The 18,642-nt window shown below is 64.6% G+C and carries 12 protein-coding genes and 1 pseudogene; 4 read left to right on the top strand and 9 right to left on the bottom strand.

The genetic code is table 11. The annotated features are described in order from the left end of the window. Positions 1–54: 54 nt before the first annotated feature. Both LRS11_RS22515 and LRS11_RS22510 read left to right on the top strand, forming a co-directional pair. Positions 55–807, top strand: a pseudogene (locus LRS11_RS22515) (HAMP domain-containing protein); the annotation flags it as partial. Further along, complete coding sequence (locus tag LRS11_RS22510) at positions 799–1,662, top strand: methyl-accepting chemotaxis protein (protein WP_409519815.1); 864 nt, start codon at positions 799–801, stop codon at positions 1,660–1,662. The pseudogene LRS11_RS22515 and the gene LRS11_RS22510, both read left to right, overlap by 9 nt. 301 nt (positions 1,663–1,963) lie before the next feature. Here LRS11_RS22510 and LRS11_RS13115 read toward each other — a convergent pair whose 3' ends face one another. The 9 genes from LRS11_RS13115 to LRS11_RS13075 form a co-directional block, all read right to left on the bottom strand. After that, positions 1,964–3,373 carry an amino acid permease gene (locus tag LRS11_RS13115; RefSeq protein ID WP_260496915.1) on the bottom strand — a complete coding sequence of 470 codons (1,410 nt, stop codon included), beginning with the start codon at positions 3,371–3,373 and terminating at the stop codon, positions 1,964–1,966. Positions 3,374–3,717: 344 nt separating this feature from the next. Next, the gene (maiA, locus tag LRS11_RS13110; protein WP_260493424.1) at positions 3,718–4,368 is read right to left on the bottom strand and encodes a maleylacetoacetate isomerase; all 651 of its coding nucleotides are present in this window, start codon (positions 4,366–4,368) and stop codon (positions 3,718–3,720) included. 90 nt (positions 4,369–4,458) lie between these two features. Next, entirely contained in the window at positions 4,459–5,442 is a 984-nt protein-coding gene (locus LRS11_RS13105) for a fumarylacetoacetate hydrolase family protein (protein ID WP_260493423.1), read from the bottom strand. Between the two features lie 88 nt (positions 5,443–5,530). Continuing rightward, on the bottom strand, positions 5,531–6,670 hold the full coding sequence (locus tag LRS11_RS13100; RefSeq protein ID WP_260493422.1) for a homogentisate 1,2-dioxygenase: 1,140 nt from the start codon (positions 6,668–6,670) through the stop codon (positions 5,531–5,533). A 61-nt stretch (positions 6,671–6,731) separates the two neighbouring features. Then, positions 6,732–7,805 (bottom strand): 4-hydroxyphenylpyruvate dioxygenase, encoded by a 1,074-nt coding sequence (hppD, locus tag LRS11_RS13095; protein ID WP_260493421.1) that lies wholly within the window; start codon positions 7,803–7,805, stop codon positions 6,732–6,734. Positions 7,806–8,060: 255 nt separating this feature from the next. Then, positions 8,061–10,508, bottom strand: a complete 2,448-nt coding sequence (locus LRS11_RS13090; protein WP_409519814.1) for an EAL domain-containing protein — start codon at positions 10,506–10,508, stop codon at positions 8,061–8,063. Positions 10,509–10,815: 307 nt separating this feature from the next. Beyond that, positions 10,816–11,325: a DUF934 domain-containing protein gene (locus LRS11_RS13085; RefSeq protein ID WP_260493419.1), complete on the bottom strand. Its 510-nt coding sequence runs from the start codon at positions 11,323–11,325 to the stop codon at positions 10,816–10,818. After that, positions 11,322–12,989 carry a nitrite/sulfite reductase gene (locus LRS11_RS13080; RefSeq protein ID WP_260493418.1) on the bottom strand — a complete coding sequence of 556 codons (1,668 nt, stop codon included), beginning with the start codon at positions 12,987–12,989 and terminating at the stop codon, positions 11,322–11,324. The genes LRS11_RS13085 and LRS11_RS13080 overlap by 4 nt, the downstream gene beginning before the upstream one ends. Positions 12,990–13,191: 202 nt before the next feature. Then, positions 13,192–15,525, bottom strand: a complete 2,334-nt coding sequence (locus tag LRS11_RS13075) for a multiheme c-type cytochrome (protein ID WP_260493417.1) — start codon at positions 15,523–15,525, stop codon at positions 13,192–13,194. Between the two features lie 209 nt (positions 15,526–15,734). Between LRS11_RS13075 and ccoG the strand changes: the two genes are divergently transcribed. After that, the gene (gene ccoG, locus LRS11_RS13070; RefSeq protein WP_260493416.1) at positions 15,735–17,150 is read left to right on the top strand and encodes a cytochrome c oxidase accessory protein CcoG; all 1,416 of its coding nucleotides are present in this window, start codon (positions 15,735–15,737) and stop codon (positions 17,148–17,150) included. Positions 17,151–17,214: 64 nt separating this feature from the next. After that, positions 17,215–18,624 (top strand): GntR family transcriptional regulator MpaR, encoded by a 1,410-nt coding sequence (gene mapR, locus LRS11_RS13065; protein WP_260493415.1) that lies wholly within the window; start codon positions 17,215–17,217, stop codon positions 18,622–18,624. The last annotated feature ends 18 nt before the right edge of the window (positions 18,625–18,642 follow it).

Below are 18,642 nucleotides of genomic sequence, written 5' to 3'. Positions count from 1 at the left end.
GCGCTCTTGTTCTGGACTAGGCTTGACGGAAAGCCGACACCGGAGAGCGCCAGCATGAACATCCGCCAGAAAATGATCGCCTGTGGCGCCATCAGCGTGATTGCCGCCGCCCTGCTCGGCGGCATCGGCTTCTGGGGGCAGACCCAGCTGGCCGCCTCGCTGGCCGAGAACGAGCTGAGCGTCAGCGCCCTGCGCAACCACCTGGAAGGCGACATGATGCACGACGCCCTGCGCGCCGACGTGCTCGCCGCCTTCTATATCGAGCCCGGCGACAGTGCGGCGGCCGAGCAGGTGCGTACGGACCTGCGCGAACACAGCCAGTGGTTCCAGCGCACCCTAGCAGACAACGCCAAGCTGCCGCTGAGCGAGAACATCCGCCAGGCGATTGCCGAATCGCAGCCGGCACTCACCGACTACATCGCCCAGGCCGAGCGCATCGTCGCCCTGGCGCTGGCCGACCCACAGGCCGCACGCAACGAAATGGCTGCGTTCGACCAGAGCTTTGGCGTGTTGGAAGAGAAGAACGAAGCTCTCAGTGGGCTGATCGAAGACCACTCCGCGCAGACCCGCAGCGACAGTGAAGCCGCCGTGCGCCAAGCCGCCTGGCTGTTGATCGGCGGCATATTGGTGGTGTGCTGCCTGCTCTGCCTGCTCACCACCCAGTTGATGAAGGCCGTGCTACGGCCCCTGGAAAAGACCATCAAGGTGGCCAGGGCCATCGCCCAGGGCAATCTGCGCAGCGTGATCCATATCGACAGCAACGACGAAGCCGGCCAGTTGCAGCAGGCCCTGGCCGACATGCAGGGCAACCTGCGGCAGATGATCGACAGCATCCGCCACGAGGGCGAGACACTGCAGCACACCGCGCAGAACCTCAGCGGGGCCTCGCAGAGCATTGTGCGCAGCACCAGCGAAGAGTCGGACAGCGCCACCAGCATGGCGGCGGCCATGGAAGAGATGATCCACAACATCGACCAGATTGCCGGCCACGCCCGCAGTGCCCAGGCCATTTCCTCGCAATCGGAACAGCTGGCCAGCAGTGGCGGCCAGGTGATCATGGGCGTGGTCGACGGCATGAGCCGGATCGCCGAGGCAGTCAACGAATCGTCCAGCACCATCACCGCCCTGGGCCAGTCGTCCGAGGAAATCCACTCGATCATCCAGGTGATCAAGAGCATCGCCGAACAGACCAACCTGCTGGCCCTCAACGCCGCCATCGAGGCGGCGCGCGCTGGCGAGGCCGGCCGCGGTTTCGCCGTGGTCGCCGACGAAGTGCGCAACCTGGCGGCGCGCACCGCCCAATCGACCCAGGAAATCACCGGCATGATCGAACGTATCCGCAGCAGCACCGCGCAGGCGGTGAGCAGCATGCAGACCGGCGTGGAGCGGGTGAACGATGGCGTGGCCCTGGCCCGCCAGGCCGGCGAGTCGATCAACGAGATCCGTGGCGGCGCCCACCGCGCCGCGGAGATGGTGGAAGAGATTTCCCACACCATCAGCGAACAGAGCAAGGCCAGCAGCGAAGTGGCCCAGCGCGTCGAACATATCGCGCAGATGTCACAGAGCAACACCCGCACCGTGCACGAGCTGGCAGACGCGGCGCAGAGCCTGGACCGCGTGGCGCGCAGCATGCAGAGCTCGGTGCTGCAGTTCCAGACCTAGGGTCTGGTGCTGCGCACGCACAGAAGCCCGGCCTGACTTTCTCCCCTCTCCCACAAGTGGGAGAGGGGACTACCCGTGTTGCCAGAAAGTCATTATCCCAGTGCATAGCCGCTGCATGTGCCGCAAGAAAAAGCGCCGCTCTCCAGTTCGTGAGCAGAGCACGCTCCTACAGTCGTAGCCCGGATGCAATCCGGGAAACAGGCAGCCCCGCTCCCGGATTGCATCCGGGCTACAACTGCTAGCTCCTTTGCCCACATAAAAAAAGCCCGGCCTGAGCCGGGCTTTTTCATGGCTGCGGGTTTCAGCGATTGCTGACCTCGGCACTCGGGCTACCCGCCGCCAGCTTGATGCGGTAGCAGACCCAGATGAACAGCACCCACACCGGCATCGCATACACCGACACCTGAATCCCCGGAATCAGCAGCATCACGCCGAGGATGAACAGCACGAAGGCCAGGCAGATGTAGTTGCTCAGCGGGAACCAGAAGGCCTTGAAGCTTGGCTCCACACCCTTGGCCTGCATGGCCTTGCGGAACTTGATGTGGGTCAGGCTGATCATCGCCCAGTTGATCACCAGCGAGGCCACCACCAGCGACATCAGCAACTCCAGCGCGCCCTCCGGCGCCAGGTAGTTGACCACCACGCAGAGCAGGGTCACCGCCGCCGACAGACCGATGGCCAGCACCGGCACGCCGCGGCTGTTGACCTTCATCAGCGCCTTGGGTGCGTCGCCCTGCTCGGCCAGGCCGTAGAGCATGCGGCTGTTGCAGTACACGCCGCTGTTGTAGACCGACAGCGCGGCGGTGAGCACCACGAAATTGAGGATGTGCGCGGCGGTATCACTGCCGATCAGCGAGAAGATCTGCACGAACGGGCTGCTGCCATAGGCGTCGCCGCCGGCAGTGAGGGTCTGCACCAGGCTGTCCCAGGGGTACAGCGAGAGCAGCACGGTCAGCGCGCCGATGTAGAAGATCAGGATGCGGTAGACCACCTGGTTGATCGCCTTGGGGATCACCGTCTTCGGCTGGTCCGCTTCGGCGGCGGTGATGCCGACCAGCTCCAGGCCGCCGAAGCTGAACATGATGATCGCCATCATCATCACCAGGCCCGAGATGCCATTGGGGAAGAAGCCGCCGTGGCTCCACAGGTTGCTGATGCTCGCCTGCTCGCCGCCAGCACCGCTGAACAGCAGGTAGCAACCGAGCAGAATCATGCCGATGATCGCCACCACCTTGATGATGGCGAACCAGAACTCGGTCTCGCCGAAGGCTTTGACGTTGACCAGGTTGATCGCGTTGATCAGCACGAAGAACGCCGCCGCCGTGGCCCAGGTAGGAATCCCCGGGTACCAGTACTGCACGTACTTGCCCACCGCAGTGAGCTCGGCCATGCCCACCAGCACGTAGAGCACCCAGTAGTTCCAGCCAGACAGGAAGCCGGCGAACGGCCCCCAATAGCTGTGGGCGAAGTGGCTGAAGGAACCGGCCACCGGCTCTTCGACGATCATCTCGCCGAGCTGGCGCATGATCAGGAAGGCGATAAAGCCGCCGATGGCATAGCCCAAAATCATCGACGGCCCGGCACTCTCCAGCACTCCGGCCGAGCCGAGGAACAGGCCGGTGCCGATGGCGCCACCGAGGGCGATCAACTGGATATGGCGATTCTTCAGGCCGCGCTTGAGCGGGCCGGCGTGCAGATGTTCGGACATCAGCGAAGGCTCCGCAGCGGACGGAGGGCAAGGCAAGTGCAAGGCATGGGGTCACCTGACTGTCGAAATAAGCCGCCGGACTCGTGATCCAGCAGAGATTTTCTGAGCGATAAGCCGCGGCCCGCCTGACCTGTAGCCATGCTGGGCGGGTCGCAGTATACACCGCGGAATCAGACTGGCGCGTTGCCCCCGCCGCGTGTGCAAAGGACAGCAGGCTCGGTAAACAGGAAGGGAATAGTCGCGTGGTAGCCCGGATGCAATTCGGGAGCGGAGCTGCCTGCTTCCCGGATTGCATCCGGGCTACGGCTGCCTGGCCACACGGGCAGCCCCCTCTCCCAGGAGAAACCCTACTGCGCGTCGGGCTGCACCTCTGGAGCGGCGTTCTTGAAGGCATCCAGGGCTGCGCAGCGCGCCTCCATGGCGAGAAGGCGCGGGTAAACGCTGAGGTCGCAGGCGAAGCGCCGCGCGTTGTACAGCTGCGGAATCAGGCAGGCTTCCAGGTAGCCGGGGCGTTCGCCCAGTGACAGGCGCCCATCGAATACGGCCAGGCCCTGCTCCACCGCTGCCAGACCCTTGTCGACCCAATGGCGATACCAGGCGTTCTTCGCCTCGTCCGAGGCGCCCAGTTCAGTGGACAGGTACTGCAGCACGCGCAGGTTGTTTAGCGGATGGATGTCGCAGGCGATATGCAGGGCCAGGGCGCGCACCTGGGCGCGCTGGGCCGGGTCGGCTGGCAGCAGCGCCGGCACCGGGAACACCTCGTCAAGGTATTCGAGGATGGCCAGCGACTGGCCGATGCGCACCCCACTATTACCGGCGTCCACCAGCAGCGGCACCAGGCCCTGCGGGTTGAGCGCCAGGTAGTCGGCAGAGTGCTGCTGGCCGCCGTCCTTGACCAGGTGCACCGGTACCTGCTGATAGGCCAGGCCTTTCAGGTTGAGGGCGATGCGCACCCGGTAGGCGGCGCTGGAGCGCCAGTAGGAATAGAGCGTCAGCATGCCAAACCTCCCTGTAGCAGCCAGCTTGCTGGCGATATGCTTGCTAGCGCCGGATCGCCAGCAAGCTGGCTCCTACGCATGCGGGAGCAATCAGTGCGCATAGCGCTCCACCGCCTGGTCGATGGCGCCGAAGATGCTGTGGCCGGCGGCGTCGAACATCTCGATGCGCACGCGGTCGCCAAACTTGAGGAACGGCGTCTTCGCCTCGCCGCTCTCGACGATTTCCAGCATGCGTTTCTCCGCCAGGCAGCTTGATCCGGCGCTGCGGTCGTAATTCGACACGGTGCCTGAGCCGATGATGCTGCCGCTGCCCAGCGGGCGGGTCTTGGCGGCGTGGGCGACCAGGGTCGGGAAGTTGAAGGTCATGTCGGTGCCGGCATCCGGCTGGCCGAACAGCGCGCCGTTGATGTGCGAGACCAGCGGGCGATGCACCTTGCCATCTTTCCAGGCGTCGCCCAGCTCGTCTGGGGTCACCGCCACTGGAGAGAAGCTCGACGACGGCTTGCTCTGATAGAAGCCGAAGCCCTTGGCCAGCTCGCCAGGGATCAGGTTGCGCAGCGACACGTCGTTGACCAGCATCAGCAGCTGGATATGCCCGGCGGCCTCGGCTGCGCTGGCGCCCATCGGCACGTCGTCGGTGATCACCGCCAGCTCGGCTTCCAGGTCGATGCCCCAGGCTTCGTCGGCCATCAGAATCGGGCTGTGCGGCGGGATAAAGCTGTCGGCGCCGCCCTGGTACATCAGTGGGTCGTGCCAGAAGGATTCCGGCATCTCGGCGCCGCGGGCCTTGCGCACCAACTCGACATGGTTGACGTAGGCGCTGCCGTCGGCCCAGTGATAGGCACGCGGCAGCGGGCTGTGGCAGTCGGCCTGGTCGAAGTAGAAGGCATCCGGCTCCAGACCATCGTTGAGGCGCTGGTAGGTCGCCTCCAGGTGCGGGCGTTTGATCGCCCAGTCGTCCAGGGCGGCCTGCAGGGTGGCGGCAATCTGCGGCACCTTGACCGCGCGGGTCAGGTCGCGGGATACGACGACTAGCGAGCCGTCGCGGCCTTGATTCAGTGATGCGAGTTTCATAAGCAGTTTCCGTCAATATGTAGGAGCCAGCTTGCTGGCGATCAGCAGGTCAACAGCATCGCCAGCAAGCTGGCTCCTACAGGTTTGTTCAGACTGATTTCCCCGGCGCACGCCAGGAGTTCACGTATTCGGGGACGTCCACGCCGGCGGCGGCCTCGGCCACCTCCAGGGCGCGGCGGGTGTCGATCATCACCGCCACTTCCTCGGCGAAGGTCGCCGGGTCTTCCTGGGCCTTCTTCAGCGCCTTCGGATGCGGGCCGTGGGGGAAGCCGCAGGGGTGGAAGGTGACCATCCCGGCCTCGATGTTGTCGCGGCTGAAGAAGTTGCCGCGGTGGTAGAACAGCACCTCGTCGTAGTCGTCGTTGTTGTGGAAGAACGGCACTTTCAGCGCGCCCGGATCGGACTCGATCGGCCGCGGGGTAAAGGTGCAGACGACGAAGCCATTGGCGACGAAGGTGGTGTGCGCCGACGGCGGCAGGTGGTAGCGGTGGCTCATCAGCGGACGGATGTCGCGCCAGTTGAGGCGCACCACGGTGTTGTCGCCGTGCCAGCCGACCACATCCAGCGGGTTGTACGGATAGGTCACCGTGCTGATCTGGTCACGGCGTTTGATGTGGATCTGCCAGGGGTTTTCGTCCTGCTGGGCCTTGAAGGCGGCGTCGATGCGCGGATGGTCGAGCACCGCCGGGTCGAAGATCGCCTGCGCGCCGAGCAGGCCCTTGTCCGGCAGCTGGTAGGCGCCGTCGGTGTTCTCGATCAGCAGGAAGTGGCTCGGTGCCGTCGGCTCGATGCGCCAGGCGGTGCCGCGCGGGATCACCAGGTAGTCGCCGTCGCGGTATTCCAGGTGGCCAAAATCACAGTAGAAATGCCCGGCGCCGTCATGCACGAACAGCAGCTCGTCGCCGTCGCTGTTGCGCACCAGGTGGCGCATGGCGCCGTGGGTCTTCCACACGCGCAGCTTGACGTCGGCGTTGTGCAGGGTCAGCGGCGCCTGCAGCGGGCAGTCGCGCTCGCTGGCGATCTGGTTGAAGTTGAAGGCGTGCGGGCGCAGCGGGCCTTCCCAATCAACCCAACCGGTCGGCGGATGCTTGTGGTGCAGGTGAGTCACCGGGCCAAAGAAGCCCTCGCGGCCCATCTCGCGCTCGTAGGTGCCCTGCGGGAAGTCGCAGTGCGCCTGACGCGAACATTCGCCTTCACGCAGGGGGAAGCTAATCCATTGGCGGCTCATCGCGAAGCTCCAGGTAGGGTGCGCCGTGCGCACCACAAGGGTCTGAACAAGGCACTCATCCTCAGATCACGCCACGGCGCAGCTGGTCTTCCTCGATGGACTCGAACAGCGCCTTGAAATTGCCTTCGCCGAAACCCTGGTTGCCCTTGCGCTGGATGATCTCGAAGAAGATCGGACCGATCACCGTGTGGGTGAAGATCTGCAGCAGGATGCCGTCGTCGCCGGGCGCACCGTCGATCAGGATGTTCAGCTCGCGCAGCACCTCGGTCGACTCGCCATGCCCGGCAACACGGGTGTCGACCTTGGCGTAGTAGGTGTCCGGGGTGCTGAGGAATTCCACGCCGTTGGCGCGCAGCTTGCGCACGGTGGCGTAGATATCCTCGCTACTCAGGGCGATGTGCTGGATGCCTTCGCCGTGGTACTCGCGGATGAATTCCTCGATCTGCGACTTGTCGTCGGCCGACTCGTTGATCGGGATGCGGATCTTGCCGCACGGCGCGGTCATGGCGCGCGACAGCAGGCCGGTAAGCTTGCCTTCGATATCGAAGTAGCGGATCTCGCGGAAGTTGGCGATGCGCTCGTAGAAGCCCGACCAGACGTCCATCTGCCCGCGTTTGACGTTGTGGGTCAGGTGGTCGAGGGTCTGCAGCCCCACCGCGTTGTCGTGCGGCGTGCGGCCTTCGATGTACTCGAAGTCGACGTCGTAGATGGTCTTGTCGCCGTAGCGGTCGACCAGGTACAGCAGGGAGCCGCCGATGCCTTCGACGCAGGGGATGTTCAGCTCGCCGAAGTTGGCGTGGCTGCCGACCAGCGTGGCGCCCTGGGCCTCGACATAGGCGGCGGCCTGGGCCGCGTTCTTCACCCGGAAGGCCATGGCGCAGGCACTCGGCCCGTGCTTGAGGCCGAACTCGCGCACATGCCCGGTGGGGCTGCCGTTGAGGACGAAGTTGATATCGTTCTGCTGGAACAGCCAGACTTGCTTGGAGCGGTGCTTGGCGGTTTCGGTGAAGCCCATGGCGGTGAACAACTGACGCAGCTGCTCGATACCTTCCGGGGTGGGGGCGGTGTATTCGACGAACTCGAAGCCGTCGGTACCAATGGGGTTGTGCTGTTCGATCATGGCCACGGCGTTCATCCGGCCTCCTCGTTGTTCTTCTAGGCATGCACCCTGCCCTGGCGGCAGCGCGCTGTGGATAGCCCCATAACAACCCGCGAACCGCAGGCGAACAAGCCGACCTGCGACAGCGTGACCACCACCCTGCCCGGTTGATCGGCAGGTTTTCCTTACACCCCCGAAATCACCGTAAAGCGCCACCGCAACGGCCTGCCACGCGTAACGATTTCTTGCCAATGCGGCTCAGGAAGCTGCCAGCAGACGGCGCGGCACGCCCTAGGTCGCCGGGTCGGTCGCCGACAAACACGCGTCGAGCGGCGCGCTGAGTTCGCCGTGCAGCGCAAAAGGCTGCGGCCGGGCAATCACGTAGCCCTGGGCGTAGTCGACGCCGATCTCGCGCAAGACCTGCAGAATTTCCTCGGACTCAACGAACTCGGCGATGGTCAGCTTGCCCATGACATGGCCGATATGGTTGATCACCTCGACCATGGCCCGGTCGATCGGGTCTTCCAGCATGTCGCGGACGAAGCTGCCGTCGATCTTCAGGTAATCCACCGGCAGGTGCTTGAGGTACATGAAGGACGACATGCCGGCGCAGAAATCGTCCAGCGAGAAGCGACAGCCCAGGCCTTGCAGCTCGCCGATGAAACGGGTGGCCTCGGCCAGGTTGGTGATCGCCGTGGTTTCGGTGATCTCGAAGCAGATCATCTGCGGCGGCACCGGCTGGCTGGCGAACTGTTCGCGGATGTAATCGAGAAACGCGCCATCGCCGATGCTCGCCCCCGACAGGTTGACGGCACAGGTAGCGCTGGCCTGCAGGGCGCCGCTGGCCAGTTGCTCGGCCAGGGCCTGCAGGGTGTGGCGCAGCACCCAGCGGTCGATCAGGTGCATCAGGCCGTAACGCTCGGCCGCCGGGATGAAACTGCCGGGGCCGATGATCTGGCCGTGCTCGTCCTGCAGACGCAGGAGGATTTCCACATGCACGCTCTCGACCTCGTCGCGTAGGGCGATGATCTTCTGCGCGTAGAGGCAGAAGCGGTCCTCCTGCAGGGCCGTGTGGATGCGCTGCACCCAGCTCATCTCGCCGACCCGCAGAGACAGCTCGGAGTCATCCGGCTGGTAGGCGTGCACGCGGTTGCGGCCCTTCTCCTTGGCCGAATAGCAGGCCATGTCGGCGGTGCGCAGCAGCGACTCCAGGCTGCTGTGACCTTCGGCAATCTGCACCAGGCCGATGCTGACGCTGATGGCAAAGGGGCGGCCGTTCCAGATAAAGCGCAAATCCTGCACCGACTTGCGCAAGGCCTCGGCAATCCGCTCGCTGGCCTGCGCCGGGCAGTTCTCCAGGAGAATGCCGAACTCGTCACCGCCCAGACGCGCCAGCGTGTCGCCCTCGCGCAGGTGCTGCTGCAGCTCGCTGCAGACCTGGCGCAGCAACTCGTCGCCGGCGGCGTGGCCACTGGTGTCGTTGACCAGCTTGAACTGATCGAGATCGAGGAACATCAGGGCATGCCGGCGCTGTTCGTGCTGTAGGCGCTCCAGCAATTGGGCCAGGCGGTATTCGAACTCGCGGCGGTTGACCAGGCCGGTCAGTGCATCGTGGCTGGCCTGCCAGGATAGGCTGGCGACGAACTGGCGTTCACGGGTCATGTCGTGCAGCACCATCACCGCACCGCTGACCCGGCCGGCCATGAGGATCGGCGTACCGACCAGGTTGACCGCCACCGAACTGCCGTCCGGACGCAGGATCAGCTTGGTGTGATCACACACACTCTGGCTGCTGCCCGCCAGAATCGCCTGCACGAACGGCTCGCCACCCTCGCCCGGCTGCTCGTCGACAATCGAGAACAGCGCATCGAAGGCCTGGCCCTGGGCATCCTCGATCCGGCAGCCAATCAGCTGCTCCGCGGTGGGGTTCATGTAGGCGATATGGCCATGCCGGTCGAGGCTGATCACCGCATCGCCAATCGCCGCCAGGGTCACCTGGGCGCGCTGTTTTTCGCGTTCCAGGGCGTGATCGGCATACTCGCGCTCGATCAGCAGGTTGCGCGTGCGCAGCACCGCCAGGCCGATCAACAGGGTGGCGGTGAACAAATTGAGCAGCATCAGCAGACGCAGAACCACCCGCGAGGCTTCGCCGAGGATGCTGGAAAACGCCTCGGCGGCCGGCGTGGCGCCGTTGTTGATCTGCTCGATCCGTGCCTGCCAGTCGGCCCTCTGCCAGGCGCTGACCCGGCCGCGGGTGATGCTGGCGTGCATCTCGTCCGCCAATGCAGTGAGTTCGAAGATATAGCGGTCGCCCAGCGTCCATTGCTCGATGGCCAGCTGCAGGTAGCTGAAATCGCGAAAATTACGGAACAGCCAGATCATCGCCTCGACATCGTCGGGATGATTCTTGCCTTGCAGAATGCCGGCGCGCGCCGCCAGCAGATCGGGCTCGGCGCGGCTCAGTTCGACCCGAAAAATGTGATCGCCCAGGGGCACGGCAATCGCCTGGCGGTATTGCTGAAAGTGCACAGGATCCTGGCTCTGCGCATAGCGATCGAGATGGTGGATGGCATCCTTGAGGCCTTTCGACCACAGGCTTTCGCCGCCCACATAGCCGCGCACGGCCGACATCACATAAAGACTGCCACCCGCCAGCAGCGACTGCAGCAGAATCACCAGGGCAAACGGCCAGACCAGCCGCAGCAACTGGGCAGTGGTACGCGCTCGCCTGGCACTGATCTCTGCACTCATCAATCCCTTTCTCCTGAGCGTACCGCGCGTGGGCATGGGCCACGGCGCCGGTAGATGCATCATTCCCTTGCGCCGAAGCTCAGGGCGAGAACAACAAGGCAGCCATAGCCCTGCCCAAGAGGCATTGGCATATGGATGAGGTATAGATGGCTTTTTTGCTGAGCGACAGGTCAACTCCGCTGCATAAGCGCGAAGCGCGCTACCTGTAGGAGCGAGCTCTGCTCGTGAAGCACTTTGCAGTAGGCCGGCAGAGGTTCGCGAGCAGAGCTCGCTCCTACGTCAAATCGACTGCCACTCAGCGCCGGCGAAACAGCGGCCGCGGCTCGATAACCGAGCGGCCGTACTGCACGCTCATACCGGCCAGGCCCTGGAGCGCATCCGACGCCGACTTGTCGGCACGCACGGCAAAGCTGTCGAAGCCGCACTGGCGCATATGGCTGAGCTGGTCGCGCAGCACATCGCCCACCGCGCGCAACTCGCCGCGCCAGCCCAGGCGGGTACGCAGCAGGTAGGCCTGGCTGTAGCCGCGGCCGTCGCGGAAACTGGGGAAATCCACGGCAATCAGCGGTAGCGCCGGCAGGCAGATAGCCAGGCTTTCCACCTCGTCGTCCGGCGCCAGCCACAGACCATCACGGCTAAGCGTGCGACCAGTCAGTACCGCATCGTCCTGGCGCTCGCGCCACTGTGCCAGCGGCAGGATCAGGTGCGCCTGCTCGGGCGCGTGTTCGCCCTCGCGCAGCAGCTGCCAGGGATCGTCATCAATCAGCCGCGCCGCGCCATCCGCCAGCCTGATCAGGTTGTTCATGCCGGCTGCTCCTGCTGGCGATAGACCCGCTGCTTGAACGGTTCCAGGCCGATACGCGCCACGCAGTCGACAAAGGGCTCGCCCAGCGCACGCTGCTGCAGGTAGACCTGGATCAGGCTCTCGATCACTTGCGGCACCTCGTCGGCGCCGAACGCCGGGCCGATCACCTTGCCCAGCGCGGCGCCGTGGCCCTGGGCCCCGCCGAGGGTGATCTGGTACCACTCGCTGCCGTTCTTATCCACGCCGAGAATGCCGATGTTGCCGATATGGTGGTGGCCGCAGGCGTTCATGCAGCCGGAGATATTCAGGCTCAGCTCACCGATATCGTGCAGGTAGTCGAGGTCCGCGAAACGCTGCTGAATAGCCTGGGCGATGGGGATCGACTTGGCGTTGGCCAGCGCGCAGTAGTCGCCGCCCGGACAGGCGATGATGTCGCTGAGCAGGCCGATATTCGGCGTGGCCAGGCCGGCCACCGTGGCCAGCTGCCAAAGGTGATACAGATCGCTCTGGCGTATATCCGGCAGCACCAGGTTCTGCTCGTGGGCGACACGGACTTCGCCGAAGCCGAAGGCCTCGGCCCAGTCGGCCACCGCCTCCATCTGCGCGGCGGTGATATCGCCCGGCGGCAACGCCGCACCCGGCTTGCTCGACAGCACCACGCTGGCATAACCCGGCACCTTGTGCGGGTGCACGTTGCGCGCCAGCCAGCGGGCGAACTGCGGGTCATGCAGCTGCTCACCCGATCGCACGCCACCATCGGCCAGCGCGGCATAGGCAGGTGGCTGGAAGTGCATGGCCACCCGCTGGTATTCCGCTTCGGTCAGCTCGGCCGGGCCATCCTTGATCGTCGCCCACTCCTCCTCCACTTCGCGGGCAAAGGCTTCGATACCCAAGGCTTTGACCAGGATCTTGATCCGCGCCTTGTACTTGTTGTCGCGCCGGCCGTGGCGGTTGTACACGCGCAGGATGGCCTCGACGTAGCTCAGGGTGTGGCGCCACGCCAGGTCGTCGCGGATCGGCACACCGATGATCGGCGTACGCCCCAGGCCACCGCCGACCAGCACCCGCAACAGCAGCTCGCCGCCGGCGTCGCGGTAGAGCTGCAAGCCGATATCGTGGACCTGCACCGCGGCGCGGTCTTCAGCAGCGGCGCACAGGGCGATCTTGAACTTGCGCGGCAGGAACAGGAATTCCGGGTTGACCGTCGACCACTGGCGGAGGATTTCCGCCAGCGGCCGCGGGTCGAGAAGCTCGTCAGCCGCCACCCCGGCAAAGGCCTCGGTGGTGACATTGCGCACGCAGTTGCCGGAGGTCTGGATGGCGTGCATCTCTACCGCCGCCAGCTGCTCGAGGATATCCGGCACCTGCTCAAGCTCGATCCAGTTGAACTGGATATTCTGCCGCGTGGTCAGGTGGCCGTAGCCGCGATCATGCTCGCGGGCGATCCGCGCCAGGGCGCGCAACTGGGTCGACGACAGGGTGCCGTAGGGAATCGCCACCCGCAGCATGTAGGCGTGCTTCTGCAGGTACAGACCGTTCTGCAGGCGCAGCGGCAGGAACTCCTCCTCGCTCAGCTCGCCACTCAGACGGCGCTGCACCTGGTCGCGAAACTGCGCCATCCGCTCGCGCACCAGCGCGTGGTCGTAATCGTCGTACTGGTACATCCCGCCCCCTCATCCACTACCCGCACGGCGGGTTCAAGTCGGGGTGACTATGGCGTTGCGGAGTGCGAGCAGAACAGACTCAGATTGGGGAAGAAAATACGGAGCAGATACGCCAATATCTGCCACACACCACAGACGCTCACCCGGTGATGCAGAGCAGCGACTGGTCGCTCACTGCGATTTCCGCTGCTCTTATATGCCGCTAACGCAATGCAGGGTCTGCCGGGTTGATCAAGGCCAGCTCTGCGGCCAGTTGCCGCGCTTGCGCGTCCTGACCAACCTCTTTCAAGTAGTTCATGAGCGCAAATCGCGCGGCGCGATTGCTCGGTTGGCGCGCCAGTAGCGCCTGCAGCTGCTCACGCGCCAGATCCCCCTTGCCGGTGTCATGCAGGGCAATGGCATAGACGTAGCCATACTCGGGATTGTCCGGCTCAAGCTGTGCCGCCTGGGCCAGCGCGTGCAGTGCCTGGGCATGCTCACCGGTGCGCACCAGCGCCAGCCCCCAGGCATGTTGTAACAGCGCCGAATCGGCGTGCTGGTGCAGAGACTCTTGCAGCAGTTGGCGGCCCTGCTCCACCTGGGCGTTGTTTTCCAGCCACTGGGCGAGTGCTATCCGGGCTGGCAGAAAGTCTGGATCGCGTTTCAGAGCCGTACGCAGGGCAGGCTCGACCAAGCCTGAGCGGCCATCGGCCTGATAGAGCATGGCCAGGTTGAGATGGCTCTCTGCGCGCTCGGCCAGGCTGGCCTGAACCTGCTCATACTCGCCAATCGCCTTGCGCCAGGCCTCCGCATAGGGACCCAGCTGCGGCGGCGACAGGCCCAGAAGCTGGAAGCCGGCATTGATTCTGACCGCCCGCACAGGGTCATCGAGAAGCGGCCCGAGGATGTCGACCCGTTGCGGCTGCAGTGCTGCAACCGCCGATACCGCGGCCTCCCTGACCTGGGGAGCGGTATGGCGAAGATCATTGATTGCCGCCTGGAAGAGCGGCTGACCGGGGTAATTGGCCACCTCGGCGAGCAGGGTTGCACGGCGAATGGCGGGCAACTCCTGGCGTGCCAGCTGTTCCAGCAGCGCAGCGGCCGCCCCGTGGCTGCCTTGGCGGATACGCAGCAGGGCCTCGTCGTAGCGCGGCTCTTTGGTCGGCAGCTGAGCAAACCACTGCTGGAATTGCTCGGCGAGCTTGGCGCTGGGCATTGCCGTATGACAAGCGATACAGGCATCCGGGGTTCCGAGCTTCAGCGCACGCTCGGGATTGGGCAGGCTGAAACTGTGGTCATGCCGGTAGTCATTGACCATGTAAAGCTTGCCGGGCATGTGACAGCTCGTGCATTGCGCGGCCGGGCTACCGGCCGGGTGGCGGTGATGCTCGGGGGAATCATAGTTTTTCGCCAGCAGCCCCTGGCCTGCAATCCCCACCTGCGCGGCCTGGCCGGACGGATTGTGGCACTGGGTGCACAGCTCGTTGCCCTCCTGGCGCAGCTTGGCGCTGTGGGGGTTGTGGCAGCTACTGCAACGCACGCCTTTGGCGAACATCTTGCTCTGGGTGAAGGAGCCGTATTCGAAGACTTCGTCCTTGATCTTGCCGTCTATCTCATACAGCACAGGGGCCAGTACGCTCGGCAAGTAATCGTCCATCAGGCGCAGGTGGGAACGGAATCCATCGCCCAGGTTGGCACGCCGTGAATGGCAGCGGGCACAGGTTTCCACTTCGTTGAGATTGTCTTTTTCATGAGCTGCCTGGCTGAACCCGGCGTTGCTCCAGCCCTGCGGCTCTCGCGTCCATGCCAGATGATTCGACGCCGGACCATGACAGCTTTGACAACCCACGCCCAAGGCATGCCAGGCACTGCTGTAAGTATTGGACGCGCTGTTGTAATTGCGCTGGTAGCCCGTGGTATGGCACTCGACGCACATGAAATTGGCATTCTGCTGGGGCGTGCTCCAGTGCAGCGGATCCCGGAAATCCACGCATTGCCCGGGATAGAGATGGAACCAGGATTTTTTCTGGGTATCCCAGGCCACGCCGAGTGCTTGCAGATGGCCTTTGCCGGTATCGATGAGGTACTGCTGTAGCGGCTCTATACCGAAGGCATAAGCCACGCGGAAATCCTGCGGCTGGCCATCGGCGCCAGGCGCATGAATCCAGAACTCACGGCCTTTTCGAAAGAAGCGCGTGGTCTCGCTGTCACTCTTGAAGCTGACATTGTTGAAGTCACCGAGGACGGATGTGTCGCTAGCCTCCTGCATGGCGAGTTGATGGTGCGAGCCTTGCCACTGAGCAAACTGTTCGGCGTGGCAGCCTTGGCACTGCCGCTCATCGACCAGTTTGCCGTCATGCTTCACGGGCATGGGCCTCTGGACTGTCGTGCCCAGTGGGGCAGCCGGTGCCTGCGGCTTCGCCACCTGAACCAGCCAGATGCCGAGCGCCAACAACAGCAGACAACAGGCCAGCAGCGGCCAGCCCCAGCCAGATGCTCGACTGGAGGACGCAGGCTCAACCGCAGGGCTTTGGTTCTTCTTGTGTGCTTTCGACATTGGGCGGACTGGTCCAAAAAGTGCGCCTACTGTAAGGCAACCTTGGGGTGATCCTGAATCACTCACCTGCATGAATTGCCAATATGCCGCCACGCAGTGGTCCAAGCACTGCATCTGATCCGCTTTTTATCGATCAACCTGAATCTGTTATGTAAACGCTGACGCGCCGACCATTGCCTCATCTTGGAAAGCTTGATGAGGCACCTGTCATGAGCGAACGCATCCCCGCGCGGATCGTGGAATCCATCGACGTCACCCAGCCTGTGCGGCTGACGCCATCCCTGGCCGGCGGGCCGATTCATACCCGCAGTTTCAGCGGGCGTTTCCGCAACCTGCGCCTGTATGGCGCCGGTCTGTTGTTCCTGATCTTCTTCGGTACCGCCTGGCTCGACTGGGACGGGCGCCAGGCGGTGCTGTGGAACCTGGCCGAGCACCGCTACTACATCTTCGGTGCGACCTTCTGGCCGCAGGACTTCATCCTGCTCTCGGCGCTACTGATCATCGCCGCCTTCGGCCTGTTCACCGCCACGGTGGTGGCCGGGCGTATCTGGTGCGGCTACACCTGTCCGCAGAGTGTGTGGACCTGGGTGTTCATGTGGGCGGAGCAGATCACCGAGGGCGAACGCCACCAGCGGGTCAAGCTGGACGCGGCGCCATGGTCGCTCAACAAGCTGGCCCGGCGCAGCGCCAAGCACGCCATCTGGCTGGCGGTCAGCCTGCTCACCGCGCTGACCTTTATCGGCTACTTCACGCCGATCCGCGAACTGAGCGCAGAGCTGTTCAGCCTGCAGATCGAGGGTGCCACGCTGTTCTGGGTGCTGTTCTTCAGCGCCGCCACCTACCTCAACGCCGGCTGGCTGCGCGAGAAGGTCTGCGTGCACATGTGCCCCTACTCGCGCTTCCAGAGCGCCATGTTCGACCAGGACACCCTGCTGGTGGCCTACGACGCCCAGCGCGGCGAAGGCCGTGGCCCACGGCGCAAAGACAGCGACTACAGAGCCGAGGGCCTCGGTGACTGCATCGACTGCCAGCTGTGCGTGCAGGTCTGCCCGACCGGCATCGACATCCGCGACGGTCTGCAGATCGACTGTATTGGCTGCGCTGCCTGCATCGACGCCTGCGACTCGATCATGGACAAGATGGGCTATGCCAAGGGCCTGGTCGGCTACCGTTCCGAGCGCGAACTACAGGGCGGCAAGACCCACTGGCTGCGCCCGCGTCTGCTTGGCTACGGCGTGGCCCTAACGCTGATGATCGGCGCCTTCGTCTGGGCCCTGGAAGCGCGCTCGCTGGTGTCCATCGACGCCGCCAAGGACCGCAGCCTGTACCGCGAAAACGCCGCCGGGCAGATCGAGAACACCTACCGCCTCAAGGTGATCAACAAGACCCAGCAGGCGCAGCGCTACCGCCTGACCCTGGTCGACAACCCCGGCCTGCGCCTGGACGCGCCCCAGCAATTGCTGCTGGCCCCGGGGGAAATTCTCGACGTGCCGGTGACCCTGGTGCAGCTCGCCGAGCAGGCCAGCGCCACCGCTATGCCGATCCATTTCGAGGTCAGCAACCTGGCCGACACCGGTGAAAGCGCGCAGACCCAGAGCATGTTTATCGCCCCGGCCAGGCGCTGACAGTCGCGTGGGCGCGAAACTCCCCGTACAGTGCGGCCATCTGCTGGCCGCCCCTACGGATACGATGAAACGCTACGAGAAATTCGCCGACCAGATAGCCGAACTGATCCGTTCGGGGATGCTCACGCCCGGCGAGAAAGTGCCTTCGGTGCGCCACGCCAGCCGCACCTATGGGGTCAGCCCGTCCACCGTATTCCAAGCCTATTACCTGCTGGAGGACCGCGGGCTGATCCAGGCGCGGGCGCGCTCCGGCTATTTCGTCCGCGAATTGGCGCGGCATTCCCTGGCCGAGCCGGAGACCAGCGCGCAGGCGGCGCAGACCACCGAGGTCGACGTCAGCGAACTGGTGTTCTCCGTGCTCGGCTCGCTGAAAGACCCGCACACCGTGCCCTTCGGCTCGGCCTTCCCCAGCCCGCAGCTGTTCCCCCTGCAACGCCTGGCGCGCTCCATGGCCCACGCCCTGCGCGACATGCCGGCGCATGCGGTGATCGCCGACATGACCAGCGGCAACCCCGACCTGCGCCGGCAGATTGCCCTGCGCTACATGGTCGCCGGCGTGCGCCTGCCACTCGACGAGCTGGTCATCACCAACGGCGCCCTGGAAGCGCTGAACCTGTGCCTGCAGACGGTAACCAGCCCCGGCGACCTGGTGGCCATCGAGGCGCCGGCCTTCTACGCCACCCTGCAGGTGCTGGAACGGCTCAAGCTCAAGGCGGTGGAAATCCCGGTCAACCCGCGTGAAGGAATCGACCTGGAGGTGCTGGCCGAGCGCCTGGCCGATCTGCCGATCAAGGCTTGCTGGTTTATGAGCAGCCTGCAGAACCCGCTGGGCGCGAGCATGAGCGACAGCAAGAAGCAGGCGCTCTATGAACTGCTGCACCAGCGTCAGGTGCCGCTGATCGAGGACGATGTCTACGCCGAGCTGTACTACGGAGCGCAGCCGCCCAAACCGGTGAAGAGCTTCGACCGCGACGGCTTAGTGATGCACTGCGGCTCATTCTCCAAGAGCCTGGCGCCGGGCTACCGGGTCGGCTGGGTAGCCGGCGGCCGTTACGCTGAGCAAATCAGCCGGCTCAAGCTGATGACCACCATCTCGCCCTCGGTGCCGGCCCAGGCGGCGATCGCCGACTACCTGCAGCACGGCGGTTACGACCGCCACCTGCGAAAGCTGCGCCATGCCCTGGAAACCCAGCAGGGCGCGATGCTCGCCTCCGCCGCCCGGCACTTCCCGGCCGGCACGCGGGTGACGCGGCCCAGCGGCGGCTACTTCCTCTGGTTCGAGTTCCCCGAACCGGTCGATTCGCTGCAGCTGTTCCAGCTGGCCCTGGCCCAGGGCATCAGCCTGGCGCCGGGGCCGATCTTTTCTGCTACCCGACGTTTTCGCAACTGCGCACGGCTCAACCATGGCCATCCCTGGGATGCGCAGAGCGAGCAGGCGATGGAACTCCTCGGGCGGATTCTGGCCTCATTTTGAGCGTGCGCACTGATCAGC

It is taken from the genome of Pseudomonas sp. J452 (assembly GCF_024666525.1).
GTDB lineage: Bacteria > Pseudomonadota > Gammaproteobacteria > Pseudomonadales > Pseudomonadaceae > Aquipseudomonas.
This window is presented reverse-complemented; position numbering and strand designations above follow the sequence as displayed.